Annotated in this window: 15 protein-coding genes; 11 read left to right on the forward strand and 4 right to left on the reverse strand. The window is 57.6% G+C overall.

From position 1 onward, the window contains the following. Window positions 1-28: 28 nt before the first annotated feature. The gene (locus tag BUB53_RS05165) at window positions 29-2,731 is read right to left on the reverse strand and encodes a cation-translocating P-type ATPase (protein WP_073033462.1); all 2,703 of its coding nucleotides are present in this window, start codon (window positions 2,729-2,731) and stop codon (window positions 29-31) included. A 195-nt stretch (window positions 2,732-2,926) separates the two neighbouring features. Between BUB53_RS05165 and BUB53_RS23360 the strand changes: the two genes are divergently transcribed. Then, a complete protein-coding gene (locus BUB53_RS23360) occupies window positions 2,927-3,097 on the forward strand; it encodes an SDR family oxidoreductase (protein WP_084728880.1) in 171 nt (56 codons plus the stop codon). A 132-nt stretch (window positions 3,098-3,229) separates the two neighbouring features. Beyond that, window positions 3,230-3,646 (forward strand): CBS domain-containing protein, encoded by a 417-nt coding sequence (locus BUB53_RS05175; protein WP_073033463.1) that lies wholly within the window; start codon window positions 3,230-3,232, stop codon window positions 3,644-3,646. 6 nt (window positions 3,647-3,652) lie between these two features. Here BUB53_RS05175 and BUB53_RS05180 read toward each other — a convergent pair whose 3' ends face one another. Both BUB53_RS05180 and BUB53_RS05185 read right to left on the reverse strand, forming a co-directional pair. Continuing rightward, window positions 3,653-4,351, reverse strand: a complete 699-nt coding sequence (locus BUB53_RS05180; RefSeq protein WP_073033465.1) for a Crp/Fnr family transcriptional regulator — start codon at window positions 4,349-4,351, stop codon at window positions 3,653-3,655. A 567-nt stretch (window positions 4,352-4,918) separates the two neighbouring features. Continuing rightward, entirely contained in the window at window positions 4,919-6,118 is a 1,200-nt protein-coding gene (locus BUB53_RS05185) for a tyrosine-type recombinase/integrase (RefSeq protein ID WP_073033467.1), read from the reverse strand. A gap of 183 nt (window positions 6,119-6,301) precedes the next feature. Here BUB53_RS05185 and BUB53_RS05190 point away from each other — a divergent pair, with 183 nt between their 5' ends. The 8 genes from BUB53_RS05190 (at window position 6,302) to BUB53_RS05225 (ending at window position 13,172) form a co-directional block, all read left to right on the forward strand. Further along, on the forward strand, window positions 6,302-6,799 hold the full coding sequence (locus BUB53_RS05190; RefSeq protein WP_073033469.1) for a hypothetical protein: 498 nt from the start codon (window positions 6,302-6,304) through the stop codon (window positions 6,797-6,799). Beyond that, window positions 6,796-7,293, forward strand: coding sequence for a hypothetical protein (locus tag BUB53_RS05195; protein WP_073033470.1), 498 nt, complete (start codon window positions 6,796-6,798; stop codon window positions 7,291-7,293). The genes BUB53_RS05190 and BUB53_RS05195 overlap by 4 nt, the downstream gene beginning before the upstream one ends. A gap of 282 nt (window positions 7,294-7,575) precedes the next feature. Beyond that, entirely contained in the window at window positions 7,576-7,842 is a 267-nt protein-coding gene (locus tag BUB53_RS22395) for a hypothetical protein (RefSeq protein ID WP_143163129.1), read from the forward strand. A gap of 242 nt (window positions 7,843-8,084) precedes the next feature. After that, window positions 8,085-8,405, forward strand: coding sequence for a hypothetical protein (locus tag BUB53_RS05205; protein ID WP_143163130.1), 321 nt, complete (start codon window positions 8,085-8,087; stop codon window positions 8,403-8,405). Window positions 8,406-8,667: 262 nt separating this feature from the next. Continuing rightward, the gene (locus tag BUB53_RS22715) at window positions 8,668-8,856 is read left to right on the forward strand and encodes a hypothetical protein (RefSeq protein ID WP_073033477.1); all 189 of its coding nucleotides are present in this window, start codon (window positions 8,668-8,670) and stop codon (window positions 8,854-8,856) included. Beyond that, window positions 8,853-9,092 carry a hypothetical protein gene (locus BUB53_RS05215; protein WP_073033479.1) on the forward strand — a complete coding sequence of 80 codons (240 nt, stop codon included), beginning with the start codon at window positions 8,853-8,855 and terminating at the stop codon, window positions 9,090-9,092. The genes BUB53_RS22715 and BUB53_RS05215 overlap by 4 nt, the downstream gene beginning before the upstream one ends. 159 nt (window positions 9,093-9,251) lie before the next feature. After that, on the forward strand, window positions 9,252-11,993 hold the full coding sequence (locus tag BUB53_RS05220; protein WP_159437761.1) for a bifunctional DNA primase/polymerase: 2,742 nt from the start codon (window positions 9,252-9,254) through the stop codon (window positions 11,991-11,993). Between the two features lie 492 nt (window positions 11,994-12,485). Next, on the forward strand, window positions 12,486-13,172 hold the full coding sequence (locus BUB53_RS05225) for a helix-turn-helix domain-containing protein (protein ID WP_073033483.1): 687 nt from the start codon (window positions 12,486-12,488) through the stop codon (window positions 13,170-13,172). Window positions 13,173-13,287: 115 nt separating this feature from the next. Here BUB53_RS05225 and BUB53_RS22720 read toward each other — a convergent pair whose 3' ends face one another. Further along, a complete protein-coding gene (locus tag BUB53_RS22720; protein WP_073033485.1) occupies window positions 13,288-13,944 on the reverse strand; it encodes a hypothetical protein in 657 nt (218 codons plus the stop codon). Window positions 13,945-14,185: 241 nt separating this feature from the next. Here BUB53_RS22720 and BUB53_RS05235 point away from each other — a divergent pair, with 241 nt between their 5' ends. Continuing rightward, window positions 14,186-14,866: a recombinase family protein gene (locus BUB53_RS05235; RefSeq protein WP_073033487.1), complete on the forward strand. Its 681-nt coding sequence runs from the start codon at window positions 14,186-14,188 to the stop codon at window positions 14,864-14,866. Window positions 14,867-14,959: the final 93 nt, after the last annotated feature.

The raw sequence follows: 14,959 nt of genomic DNA on the forward strand, positions 1-14,959 counted from the left end.
CATGTCTCATGCAGCGCGGCCGCGGGCATTAACTGCGGTTGATGCGGTGCCGCCATCTCAGCAAGACAAGCGCGATCTGGCCTGCAACAAGCGGGGCAAGCCCCCCGGTCGCGGCCAACACCCACGCGGGTGCCGAGGCCGGCACTTCCAGCCCCAGCAGGCCAGACAGCGGCGGAAAGAAGACGGCCAGCGCCAGGAAACCGCCGGACACGCCGATCGCCCCCCAGACGAAGGGATTCTGCACCACATTGTTGCGCAGCATCGCGCTATCGACAGATCGCATATTGAAGACATGCCAGAGCCGCGCCGTGGCATAGCTCAGAAAGGCCACGGTCACGGCCTGGCCGGTCGGCATGCCATACACCGTCAGCGCCAAGGCAAAGACAGCAAGTACACTGCCGCCGATGAGCGCCGCGAAACCGCTGATTGCCCACCATTGGCCCCGCCCCAGGATCGGCTCGGTCGGGTCGCGGGGCGGCTTGTCCATGACCGAAGGTTCATCGTCGCCGATCCCCAGGGCGAGCGCGGGAAACACATCCAGCACCATGTTCAGGAACAGGATCTGCAACGGCAGAAGCGGCAAGGGCGCTCCGAAAAGCACCGCTCCCGAGACCGCCAGTATCTGTCCCAGATTGCCCGACAGCAGGAAGATCACAAATTTACGGATGTTCAGAAAGATCGTCCGCCCCTGCCGGATCGCCATCACGATCGTCGCCAGCCGGTCATCGCGCAGCACGATGTCGGCGGCCTCGCGGGCGACATCGGTGCCGCGCAGACCCATGGCCACACCGATATTGGCCTTTTTCAACGCGGGCGCGTCGTTCACGCCATCTCCGATCATCGCAACGATATCACCAGAGTTTTGAAATGCTGTGATCAACTGCATCTTGTGGCCAGGATCGACACGGGCGAAAGCATTGATCTGCTCGATCCGCGCCTCGTCGGTCTCTTCGAGTTGCGTACCTTCCAGTACCTCTGCCTCATCCGAATCGAGGATCCGCAACTCACACCCGATATTGCGCGCGGTGGCCACCTGATCCCCCGTTGCCATGACGACGCGAACCCCGGCAGAGCGGCAGGCCGCGATGGTTTCCGCCACATCCGCACGCGGCGGATCGTAAAAGCCGATAAGCCCCAGGAGTTCCAAATCGTCATATGGCGCCGCCTCGGTGCTGTCCGTACTCTTGCGGGCAACGGCCAGAATGCGCAGCCCGGCGCCGGCCATATCCTCGTTGCGGCGCAGCCAGGCTTCGCGCGCGTCGTCATCCATCGGCTCGGTCACCTCGCCCTGCACCTGCCCTGTAGCCCTGGCGATCACCGCCTCAGGTGCGCCTTTGACGGCAACAAGATACCCCGCCTCACTTTCATGGAAGGTCGCCATCATTCTGGTATCCGAGGAAAAGCTCTCCTCACGCGCCTCCGGCATCTCTTTCAGCAGGGCGGTGCGGTCCATGTCCGCATCGCGACCCGCGAACAAAAGCGCGACTTCCATCGGATCGCCATCTGCGTCATCCCCATCCCCGGCCATCTCGACGTTGTTGCACAGCACACCGACCAGCAAGGCTTCCATCAGTGCCGGTGCGTCGGCCGGATCGATCTTTTTGCCGTCGCGTTTGAACGTCCCATCTTCGTCAGAGCCGATCGTGATGTCGCCTTCGGCCAGAGCGACGCATCGCACGGTCATCCGGTTCTCGGTCAGCGTTCCCGTCTTGTCCGTCAGGATCACCGTGGTCGCACCCAAGGTCTCCACAGCCGACAGTTGCCGCACCAATGCCTGCCGCTTCGCCATCCGCCACATGCCCCGGCCAAGAGCGATGGTGGCAACGACGGGCAAACCCTCTGGCACCGCCGCAATCGCCAGAACAATCCCCGTCTCGATCATCAGCGCCGTGTCTTCGCCTGCCGCAATGCCCGTCAGGGCGACGACAGCACCAACACCTGCCACCAGCCAGATCAGGCGTTTGCCCAGCCCTTCCAGCCGCTGCTGCAAGGGGGCGATATCTTTTTCCGCCTGTTCCACCATTTCCGAAATCCGTCCGATCTCGGTCCTCGGTCCAGTGGCCACAACCACGCCGCGCCCTTCGCCACGGCTGATCCCGGTCCCACGAAAGGCCATGTTGCTCCGCTCCGCAAGAGGCACCTCATCGCCTTCCAGCGGTTCAGTCCGTTTGCCGACCGGCTCGGATTCGCCGGTCAACGCGGATTCATTGGCTTGCAGGGTTTCGGCCTGGATCAACCGCATGTCGGCGGTCACTACTTCGCCCTCGCGCAACAAGACGATATCGCCGGGAACCAGGTCGCTCGCTTCGACTTTTTCTTCCACGCCACCACGAAGAACCCGCGTCGTCATCTGGCCCATCTTTTGCAGGGCTTCCATTGACCGCACGGCAGACAATTCGGTGAGAAAGCCGATCCCGCCGTTGATGATCAGCGCCGCAGCGATCGCGATTGCCTCGACCATCTGACCAAAAACCGCCGCCACACCCGACGCCAGCAGGAGCAGGATTACGACAAGACTCCTGAACTGGTTGAGGAGAATCGCCCAAAGGCTTTTGCGCTGCGTGGCCATGAGGCGGTTCGGACCGTATTTCCGATGTCTCTCATGGACGTCTTCGGCGGAAAGGCCCTGATCGGGAGCTACGCCTTCGGCGGCGAGCACATCCTCCACGCGCTTGCCATACAGGGGCGTTCCGACCTGCCTCGCCTCCTTTACCTCCGGTCCGTTCGCCATGCACTGCCCCTGACGTCCTCACGATACAATAGCGGATCGCATTTCCCCCATATACCACCATTAACGCGCGTTAATGACCCGAAGTTTCCCATATGCTGAACTTTACGCGGTGTACCACGGACTGCCCTTGTTCGCCTGATTGAAATGCAAAGACCGGAGATCGAGCATGAGACGTCTCGATGAGATCGACAGGGCATCGGAGAAAGGCGGGGATGCTTTCCGCACCGAACTCAACAGGTTGCACCGGTCGGCCATATCGGCGAACCAGAGGATATCGTGGCGGGGATCGCCAATCTCGCCTCCGACGATGCGAAATTCGTCACCGGCAGCGAACTGGTGATCGATGGCGGCTATACTGCGCAATAGCGCCGCCGTCGCATTACTCCGGCGTTACACCGGGCCAAACGCTCGCCTCCCGCCGTTTACATCGGCTGATTTACGCCTTGCTGAAAGTCTCTGCAATTCCACGCACCAGGTCAGGATCCGGAGCTTTAGGGAATGAACGTAGACAGGATCATGCAAACCAAGATCACGAAGGTCACGTCACAAACATGGGTCTGCGCCGCGGCGGCGCTGATGGAGGCCGCCGACATAGGGCTGTTGCCGGTGTGCAAAGACGGTCGGCTCGTCGGGGTCGTCACCGACCGTGATATCGTGCTTCGGTTGATGTCCGGAAGTAGCGTCAGGGCCGATATGCCCATCGGCAGTATCATGTCCGAACCCGTGGTGACTTGCCGCCAGACCGACAGCATCGAACATGTGGCGGGGGTCATGGGCGATCATCAGTTTCGCCGGTTGATTGTCCTCGACAATGACGGAGGACTCGCCGGCATCGTATCGGTCGGCGACATCGCACGCGATGCCAGCGAAATCATCGCCGGCGAAGCTCTGGGAGAAATCGTCGAGATCCGGTGACACGCGTCAGGCGGGCTGTTTCAGTATGATCTCCGACCGGAGGAGTTCAAGATTCACATTGGCCATGCGGCAGATCGCATCGAGATTAATGATCTCGACCTTTGTCCGCCCGCTCGCCCTGACCAGACCGCTGCGGGCAAAGCGGCGCAACGTGCGGCAGACATGCACGTTTGACAGGCCAGTGAACTGTCCGATCTGCGTTTGGGTCATGGGGATACTGAAAATGGCCTCCTGTGTCTTTCCGGTCGCTTCCATCCTGAGAAAAAACTCCAACAAGGCATAGCAAACCCGTTGTTCAGCGGTGCCATGCCCAAGGCGCAGCAGCAGTTCAGCAGTCCTCGACTGTGAAACTACGATGTTTGCGGCAAGATGGCTGCGCAGCACGGCAGCTTCGGGCTGGGCACCGTTGACCATCTCTTCGGTAAATTTCAGATACCGCACGTCGTTCAACGCTTCCGCGCTGTATGGCAATGTCGTTGCACGGCTCGACCCGACCAAGGCGAAATCGTCATCCATCAGTACGTCAATTATCTGGGTTTCACCATCATCAAGGGATTTTGTCAGCGCCACCCAACCTTCAACGATCAGGAGAAAGAAACTTACCCTGTCACCCTCACGCGCGATAGTATCACCCGGCTTCGCCCGTTTCTCGCGCAGGTCGGAGCACAATCCCGTCAGAACGTCGCGCATATCCCGAACTTGCATATCGCCTCCTCCCTGTCTGGTAGCGGTAGATGCATCTGCGCTAAGAAACTACCGCAGCCCTTCCCGCAAAGCGCATGCGGAAAGTTTGACCGCGGATAACAGAGCCCTCTTGAATCAGAGTCCGATTAGGCTTCTGTCTTGCGCATTCTACCCATAGTCCCTGCAACGGATCAACTTTGGGCTGTGTCGGCACGACTTATGGAACAGCATACATAACCGGCCCCGTATTGGGGTGATCGGCATCCATGTTTGGATGCCGTTCCACAGACAAACTGCCGTTTGTCGCTTGCGGTTGAATTGCGGTTGAATTGCGGAACAGTTTTCACCGAAAATCGCCGGATTTCTGAAGAAACCCAACAAAACCCGGATTTTAAACCTTGAAAATGGTGCCCGGGGGCGGAATCAAACCACCGACACGAGGATTTTCAACCCTCAGTCTATTTGCCATTTTTTCTTATATATTCAAATAGGTAAGGCCCCCGTTAGGGGGCCATTTTGCCATGCTTTTGCCATGCTTTTTATGTGCTATTTCCCTGCCATGGCAATAAAACAGCACATCCCCCACGCTCAAAGGGCCATTTTCTCAAGCACGGCTGCGGCATCATCCGGGAACAGGTGACCGTATTCGCGCATGGTAAATGCCGGATCGTGATGCCCCATGTAGACTTGTAATTGCTTAAGGTTCGCCCCGGCTGCGATCAGGCGCGAGGCGTAGGCGTGGCGGATGGCATGGAAGCCCCAATTCTCAACCGGCGTTAGCCGGGAATCCTCACCACCCGCCGTAAGTTCGTTCGCACGGGCAATCCACTTTTTCAGCATCCGGTTATGAAGGTTCCCGATGCTGCGGGGAGTCCCCTCTTCTGAGGCGAAGGCCAGTTCATGCGGGGCCTTCTCAAGGTGCTTTTCCATGACGACCCTCAAAGCTGCGCTTAGCGGAATGTCGCGCCGCCCCGCCAAACTCTTGGGCCGCTTGATCCGCCCGTTTTCATCCGCCGTCTGCCGGATGCGAACCACCCCCTTCGTCGCGTCGAAGTCGCAGGCCGGAAATGCGCGGGCCTCTGAAATCCGCGCGCCGGTTTCGGCAAGGAAGTAGGCCAAAGGACGATACGTGACCCACGCCCGCCGCGTCCCGGCGTGGCGGTCTTCTGCAAGGCTGTCAGCGGCCCTCAGGAGCGTGTATACTTGATCTGGGGTGTATACCTCTTCCGCCTTGTCCTGCTCCTCTGCCCGGACGCTGGCGGGCTTCTCAAGCACCATTTCAGGGACAGGCACGGAACGGACCTCTTCCCGCACTGCGTATTTCAGAATCTGGCGGGTGAGTTTTAGCGCCTTGTTCGTCCGATCATAGGTCGCACCCTTCGCATACATCGCCTCCACGAGATACTTGAGCGCATGCCGATCAACGCCATTCGCAGTCGCGCCACCCTTGAATTCAAGGTGAGGCAAAATGTGCTCTTCTAGAAGAGACTCGTATCCTCGAATAGTGATCGGCTCGCGGGCATCGCGGTCAATTCGGGGCGTCTTAAGATCGGTGATGAAATCCGCCGCCAGATCACGAAAAGCACGGGAGCCGAGTTGCTTGACTTCCAGCGCCGTTAGCTCTTGCGTCTCGTGTAGCTGCGCCATTTCGGCGGCATGACTCTTTGCATCGCGCTTCATGTCGAATGATTTTTCGCGCCACTTTTCGCCCTCTTTCCACTTTGAAAGGTACTTCTTTTTCTTCTTACCGCCCTTAGTCGGCACTAACTTTTCGGTTACATACGCCATTTTGCCACTACCTGATTCCTCTTGTCGGCTTATTGGTAGCGCGCCACGGAAAGAACAGCAAGCCCGGTTCCTTCCGAATCGGCCCCAACCGTTCTGCTTCACAGATTTGACTTTTTGTCAATATTAATTTATCACATCCTCATAAATCGAAGAAAATTCCCAGAAATTGAGGAAGAGCAACCAGTGTATATTACGCAGCATTTGTACGCCCGAGAAACGGGCAGAGTCGTGGAGACCGCATGCGCGCGGCTGAAAACCGTGCCCCACATTAACGGCGGGCGGGGCGTGCATCATTACCATGTCGCCGCCGCCCTGCCGACATTGCGCCCGCGCGAGTATGACAGCATCCCCGCGCTAGTTCTCTGCGCTACTCCACCAGAGGACTCGTTGTATGTCGGTGGCCCCGAGGCCCTGCCGATGGCGCGGGCGCTGATCGAATGGTTGCCAGAAGAGCCGCGCGAACGATTCCGCGCGGTGCAAAATAGTTTCGTGGTCGCACTGGCGAATAGCAACGTATGCGCCGCGCCGGTGGTGGAGAATATCGAGACCCTGCGCGTCCTGATCGTTTTGCAGCCCGATATTTTGCGGTGGATTTTCAGGTGCGGAGACGTGCCGGACATGGACCGCCTCGCGCCTGCCTTCGCTATCGTCAACAACAGCAGTGAGGCCCTTGCAGCATGACAGACCACGCTAATTTTTTGAGTATTGTCGAACATTCCGAGACCGTCGCGGCCCGGTGGGCGGAGCTTGTCCAGAAGGCCGTCACAGATGCCCGCGAAAGGGGTGTCACGCTAGAGCCTGCTGACTGTCTCGACATTCGCGAGCTACGACTCGCCGCCATGGGGAATCCGCTTGATGAAGATAACTACCAGAGCGAGCTAATGGGCCTCCCCGCGCTGTCCGATGCCGCGATGCGAAAGGCGATCAAGGAAGGCGATCAGGAGGCCCGCGCAGCCGCCGTTGCCGACATCAACAGAGGTAAGGATACCGTCCACCCGGACAGGCAGGTGAATGATGCCGCGCGCCGTATCAGTCGCGCCAGAGAATTGGGCATCGCTACGCCGCCGCCGGAACAGGATTCGCGCAGTCGCTCCGAAAGGTTGGAGGCTCTTAAAGGTATCGCCAGTCCGGCGGAACGGCTGGCAACGGCGCGGCGTTGGGGGCTGGTAGCATGAACAACGTTGATCGCATCATAAACACCATTCGGCGCGAATACCCCCACGCGGTGAAAGGGGGCACTTTCAGAGGCCTTTTCCGTGCGAATGACGGGGGTCTAGTAGAGGCCCCAGCCGGTCCGCCCGTGCAGGCCGGACCCGCCGGGGGCTTTGTATTCGTGCCGGATTCTACGGTCCTTTCAGCCGCCGAATACAGCGCCATTTGCGCGGCGCTGGACGGTGCCGTTCTGTCAACCGCAGACCGTAAGCGCAACGCGCTGCGGGCGCGGGCTATCGATTCCCATGGATGACAGTATCTTTGACGATCCGGGATCAGTGGTGACCTTCGTCGGCGGAGGTGACGCGACTAACTATGACCCCGAGCTAGCCCTTGCGCATCTAAGCAAGGCCGAACGCAAAAAGGCTGTCGCCAAGCGAAAAGCCCATGCCGAAAAGATCAGGCGCTGGCAGGAGGCGCGCAGCGACTGGACGCCCGAAATGGTCGCCGCTGAAAATGAAGAACTTGAGCGCCAAAAGCAGGCGATCCTTGAGGCCCGTCATGCAGCTTAGCCGAATGGAAACAGCCATTGAACGTATGCACCGCCGCGCGGCGTTGTGGCACGCGGCGCGGCTGGCCTGCGGCACGTGGGGCGAATTTCGGGCCGCTTGGCCTTCGATCCAGCGCGCCGTTGATGCGCAACTCGCGCGAGAGTTCGGGGCCTAGCCCAAAATACCGCCCCGAACCGGCGGCGGGGGTCTCCGCCATATGGTCCCCGCCGCCGGATCATCCCAAAATTTACAGGATAACAAATATGGATACTCACCAAGAAAAGCTACTTTGTGCCGAGTTGTGCATGCTTATTGGCAACGCCACGACCCGACTCCGCCGGTTCCAGACAGATGGATATACCGTTTCATTTTCGGAATTCGCCGCGCGTGCTTGTGACGATGACCCCCGGCTTGCGCGACGGGTGTTGCTGCGCGCGGGCTGGGTGCCGGATGGTGACGGCGATTGGATCATTGGCAAGGGTGTGCACCCTCTTGAAAAGGCGATTCAGTGGGATGTGCTGGAAGCCACATGCGAGTCGATTCTGGATGATTACCGCCCGATCCCGGACGAAAAAGCGGCCTGAGAAAAAATTTTCCGTTTCTGGGCCAATTTTCAAGATGTGCGATTTTCATTTTTTGTCAGCGAACGTGACAGGAAAAATGCCTTTCTGGGCGAAGGCGTTAGCCCGTCTTACGGATGTGCTATTTCCCAAACCTGCAAAACGAAATTCAGCTTGAAGCCTAATTTGTTAATAAAATCAAAGTGTTGCATGAAAATTTGTTATTGCGCAGTGCACTTGGGCGCTCTAGGTCTGGTCCATCGAAGGTAAGTAGGGAGACGAAAAAATGACAGTTATCAACATGCCGAATAAGGAAGATCAGGTCATCATTTTGGCGCACCGTCTGGCGGACATGTCGCTGGAAGAGCCGGGACCGCGTCAGCGTATGCAGATGTTGGAGGTGATTGAAGAACTGGCGGCGCATCTGGTGCAGGAGTCGCGGCTGGTGAATGCCGCTCTTGAGGGTGGCGCATGACGCCGCTGGATACGACGATTAACGATCTTGCCGGGGCGCTTCAGAAGGCCACGGCCATGCCCGCCGGGCTGAATCGCGATGTTATCATATGCAAGTTTGCATATGTCATCGGGGATTTGTGCCGCATCAAATTGATACCGCAGATTTCAGAACAAGATGAGTACGATTTGGACCTGAGCGCGGAACGGATCGTCAACGACATTTTAGCGAGGGACGGCATGTTTGAAGCTGCATAGCCCGCGTTAGCGGGCGGCTGGGCCGCTTAGGCGGGCTGATACATATGGGGTGCGGATTTTGTTTTGTTTTGCCGTTGCCCGTCGCCGCCTCGATGCGGCCCGGAGAAACGATTCTGAAGGAGAGAGAAAATGAAATGAGGCTGAATGGAGTGAATATCAGTGCCAGAGACAGACAAAGAAGTAATTGAACAGAATCCGTATTCGCTGGCAGGCGACAACATACCCGCTGCGGAAACAGAGGACTCGAATGTGGTTCCTCTTAAGCGAGATGATCGCCCGCACGACCGCTTGCCGGTGAGTAGTTTTTTCAACCGCCCACCGCTGCGGAGTCCCTATCACACCGAGCGGGCCAAGTGCGCACGTCAGCGCGCAGCGAATGAAGTTTCGGGGGAGTTGGAACAGGCGCAGAAGGTGCTTGTCGACGCCGGTTTGAAACGAGCGAGTCCGGATTATGCAGACGCCGCAGATCACAACGCGATCACGCTGGCCTATGCACTGCGCTATGCCGAATGCGGCCTAACCGTGATCGACTCGCATGCGATTGATCCACAAACTGGCGAAGGGACCGGAAAGCAGGCAGGAGTCGCCACCGCTAAGATTCCGCGCGGCGCGAAGTGGCATGTTCGCGCAAGCGGTGATCCGGCGGAAATCGTTTCGTTCTGGACGGGTGACGGAGAATACCCACCAACCAAGAAAGGGGAAGTCTATGATTACGCAACGGTGCAAGCGCCGCGTAATGTTTCTATTTGCTTTCCTGAGGGATGCGGCCTTTTCGTTCTCGATATCGACGGCGAAGCAGGCAAGCAGGCACTTTCAGACCTAGAGGCGGAACACGGCGAATTGCCCCGCACCGCAAAGAGTGTCAGCGGGTCCGGCGGCTGGCATTTCATCTTCCGTACGTCGCGCCCTATCCGTAACACGGCATCCCAGATCGCGGCTGGTGTAGATATTCGGGGCGAAGGCGGGCAGATCATCGCCGCCCCGTCGATCCACAAGAGCGGGAATTTCTATCAGTGGGCCGAAGGGTGCGCCCCTTGGGACGGCATCACGGATGCGCCGGAATGGCTTGAAGAACTGGCATTTACGGCATCAAAGAAGAACGCCAATACCAAGGTCAAGAAGGGTACGAAGAAGAAGGCAGGGCGGCGCTCCGCTACGACCAAGGCCCGCGATAGCGAGGCGCGCGGATTGGAAGCCATCCTTGCCACCATCGGCGACCACGACGAGGGCGAGGGCTTCGACTCGCCTATCAATCGGGCGGCGTTGTCGTGGTTCAGTACGCGTGAAACGGATGCGGACACGGCGGAGCTTTTCGACGCTTTGCGAGCGCGGATTGATCAAGCCGAACGCGACCCCGACCGGGACCGCAGCAAATACGACACCGACGAATACCTGGCCACGCGGATCGAAAAGGCGCGCGAGCATATCGCCGAAGAGCGGGCGAAGCAGGAAGCCGCACCGTTCGACATGGCAGCGCCGCTTGGCGATAGCCTTGATGAAGCCCTTGCCAACCTCGACCGGGGATTCAAGTACGTGAACATCGGCGGCGAAGGACGGTTTCTGCGCGTTCTGGTGCCCGGCGAGAAGCCTAAGCTTGAAGTTTGGAATACCACTGCCCTGTCGAACTGGTACGCTAACCGTAAGGTTGTCATCACCACCACCGATGCCAAGGGCAACGAAGTTGAAGAGGAAATCAACCCGGTACCGGTGTTCTTCAACCGCGCGCGTCGGTGGTCGGACACGGCATTTGCGCCGCCGCCTGCCAGCATTCAACCGAACGTCTATAACCTGTTCCGGGGCTTTACGATGCAGCCGGAACCCGGTGACTGCGCCATGCTTAAGGATTTCATCCGGGACATTATCTGCGGCGGTGACGCGGAGGTGTTCAAGTGGGTCTGGCACTGGTTGGCGCACATGGTCCAGCGTCCCGGCGAGAAGCCCAAAACGTCGCTGGTGTACTGGGGCGAAGGTGGCACAGGTAAGGGGACCTTTGGGCGGCTCCTGCGTGCGCTGGTTCACCCCTACGGCACGACATTTGGAAGCCAGTATGATGTAGTGGGCCGATGGTCCGGGCAGCGGCATGCGCTGAATATCGTTGGCGTATCAGAAGAGGCCGTCTTCTCTGGAAACCGTGAGACGGTGAACCAGCTCAAGCACAAGATCGACGCTGAAGAAACCACGGTCGAGGTAAAGCAGATTCAGCCCATCGAGATGCCGTCATTCATGCGATACTGTTTCGACAGTAACCACCCCGACGCGATGCACACCGAAGGCAACGGATCGGAACGCCGGTACTGCGTCCTGCACGTCTCAAATGCCCGCAAGGGTGACCTTGCCTACTTCAAGGCCCTGCGGGAACAGATCGACGGTGACGGAATCAAGGCACTGTTCCGTGAGCTTATGACCTATGACCCGGCTGACGCCGGGATGCAGTGGAGCGACGTTTTCACCGCGCCCGTTACGTCCGACCGCACCGACATGGAACGCGAGACGATGCGCCCTGTCTATCGGGCCTTCGCGCGGATGGTTGAAGACGGTGAGTTCGTCCATAAGGATGGGTCCGAGACGTTCCGTTTCGACCTGACGGAAGGGCAGACCCGGATTCCCAAGGCGATGCTGCGGGCCTTTGTCGAGAGGCATGGGGATAGCCGTCAGGCTGGCGAGACCGACCCGGAACGCGTGTTTGAGCGCCTCTTTGGGGTCCCGCTGGAATCGCGCCGTTCGCGCTGCAAGTGCTACTACCGCCGCGCGCAGGACCATGGCATCGACGAATGGGAAGTGAGCGATATCAACGCGCATGCTTACTTCTTGGTGCCGCCTGTAGACAAGAAGAGGCCGGGACAGATTGCAGACCATGCCGACCTTCTGGGCAAGGGTGATCCGGAAACCGAACGGGTTTAGTCGCTGGACCGGCTGGGTTTCGGGGGTGGTGGTTCGGCAACACGGATAGGGGCGGCGTCAGCCGCCCTTTTCGGTTCTTGAGGCCGTTAGGCCTCAATTTTGTTCCATGTTCCAACGCCTGTTCCAGCGGGCGCGCGTGTAAGTTGTTGATATTTAAGGTATTGTTCCAATGTTCCAATGTTCCAGCGATTTTCACAACTCGCCAGAAGTTAATTCACACCACCGCAAAGGGCGCGCGGTAGGGTGGCGGTAGCCTATTACCTTGCTTCCATTATTTTCTCTGGAACAATTGGAACAATGGAACAAGTAAACAAAAACAACGCCTTAGGAGGAAATCGACTGGAACAGCGTTGGAACAGGCCGGAACACCCCCACCCGCATGGCAGGTGCCCGCGTTAGCGGGTTGGGTAAGATCATGCGTTCGGGATGCGTTCGGGGACAGACGATATCGCGCATGACAGTGTCTTCCCATCGTCAATATGGAGTGATCTAATGCACACGATGGAAGTAGACCCGATTTTTATAGCAGAGCGGTGCAAGTATATCCGCACTATGTTTGAGTGGACCCAAGAAAATCTTGCGGATGCCGCTGGCTTGACCACCAGAACAATCGAGAAAGTTGAAAGCGGGCGACACAATCCCAGCCTTCAGACCCTGAGAAGTATCGCCCGCGCGCTCAATTTCGACATGAGAGTTTTTGACAAGCCAACACCAGAACAGGAAAATCGATTCACTGAAGAACTGAAGCGTTCATTGCGCAAGGTCGCCCTTGTTCCAACTTCGCCGATAAAAACCGCAAACGACTTTTATTGCCGAAACCAAGAGTGGGAAGGGTTTATGTTTGACGCTTCGGCTGTTGAAGCGAGCGATGCGCTGCAATTGACTGCGGAAATTTCGGACTGGATTACGGAACTTGATGGAATTTGGGACCTAAGCACCGCTGCGCAGAAACTCGAATACTCGACTAGCATTGCATCCCTATGTCGCGAGTTGGAGGGACTGGGGTACGTGACGCAGTTTGGGAGTCTTCGCCAGCAGCATATGCATTACAAGGATTTGGTCACTTCGGTGTTGTTGCTAACATTTTTGCCGAAAGGAACACATGACCGCGCCATGTACGCTTTCGTGACCTTGGAAGACCCATGGGAATTGCCTGAACAGGACCGACCGAAGATTTAAAGTGCACTAGACCGCCCGCACTGCGTCAATTCTATCGTTAGTGCGGGCAGCCTATATCTAGGTGAGTTAGCGTAATACTTCTACTGCCTGTTGTGGCGCTGGCCCCGTAGCGCTATTATGATTGATGATCCTTCTTTCTACGGGTGACGACATGGTCAAGGGCGACAAAGGCGGCAGCAGTTCCAGCGCCAATAGCAATTCCGGCAACCGTTCCGGCGGCGGTAGCTCCGGTGGTGGCAAGCCCGCTTGGACAGGCAGCGGCGTAAGCAAAGGCGGAGCCTCCAGCCAAACAAATTCCGGTGGGAACCGCTCTAAATAATGCCACCTCACTCCGCCGTAAGCGTGTGCTTTTCTGGGCATTCTGCGTTTCGTTGATTGTGATGGCGTCTAGCAATTCTTGGGCCTGTAGCTCGCAAAGCTCTGCCCAATCCTCACTTGTCTTAATGAAGCACTCTGCATCATCGAACTGACGGCTTTTTGGGGTGAGGATACCGCTTTCAACCCTCAGCGACAAAAGCACTGAAGAAAACAGATAGACAGCAATAAACAGACATGTCGCCAGCGCGCACCCGCTGACCAACAAAGGCAAGGCCAAGCTATCACCATGCTTGAAGAGATACCCGGCAAGCGCGATGAATGATGGCAGCGCAGCGGTTAACCAATACTTGGCCTTGGCGTCTATTTCCCGAAAGCTGGTTTCATGGAATTCCACCAGCCTCTGAAACTCAGCCTTTAGTTCACCGATCCGCTGAATTCGTTCTTCAACTGTCATGTATACCTTGTGGCCTGTTGATCAGACACGGTCAAGAAAACCCCTTACAGCCGCCGTCTGCGCATTTACGCACAACACCCCGAAAAGTGTAACATTTGTATATACAAATGATATACGCAGAAATCGCCACAGAAACGCATTGTTTCCCGCTAACCTATTGATTCGACTCGCGAATCATGTCTTCGCGCTATACAAAATGGTGTATCAAATGACAGGCCGTTTTGTATAAGGAGGCAATCGCATGAAAATCGTAAGCTACACCCGAGTTTCCACAGCGCGGCAGGGGGCCTCTGGGTTGGGCCTTGCGGGCCAGACAACCGCTATCGAAGCCTACGCAGCCGCTAACGCGGCCATCACTGTAGGGGCATTCACCGAAGTAGAATCCGGGCGAAATAACGACCGTCCAGAACTGGCAAAGGCTATGAAACTGGCGCGGGTGACCGGGGCGGTGCTGGTCATAGCTCGACTCGACAGGCTAAGTAGAAGCGCCGCTTTTCTCCTTAGTTTACAGGAGTCTGGTGTTGATTTCGTATGCTGTGACAACCCCCACGCCACGCCCCTTACCATCGGTGTTTTAGCCCTTGTCGCGCAGACCGAGGCAGAGGCGATCAGCGCACGTATCAAAGCAGCACTAGCCGCGACAAAGGCAAAGGGAACCAAGCTAGGCAACCCCAACGGAGCCGCAGCCCTGCGCCGCGCAGGCAAGGGCAACACAGCGTCTGTGAAGGCCATTAAGGACCGCGCTAACGCGCGCGCTACTGACCTAGCCGACACACTGCTAGACCTCACTGAAAGCGGCTTTACAACGCTTCAACAGCAGGCAAATGAACTGAATCACCGGGGTATCAAGACAGCACGCGGCGGGCGCTGGCATGCATCCAGCGTGGCCAACCTGCGCAAGCGACTGAATAATGTGGCATAGCAGGTACGGCAGGCTGGTGATGCCCCCGTTAGGGGGCAAAGAACCAATCATTTTCAACAACAATTTGCTTGACGAATCATCATTTTATCGTGT

Origin of the sequence: Roseovarius pacificus, assembly GCF_900142665.1 — a bacterium.
Taxonomy (GTDB): Bacteria; Pseudomonadota; Alphaproteobacteria; order Rhodobacterales; family Rhodobacteraceae; genus Roseovarius; species Roseovarius pacificus.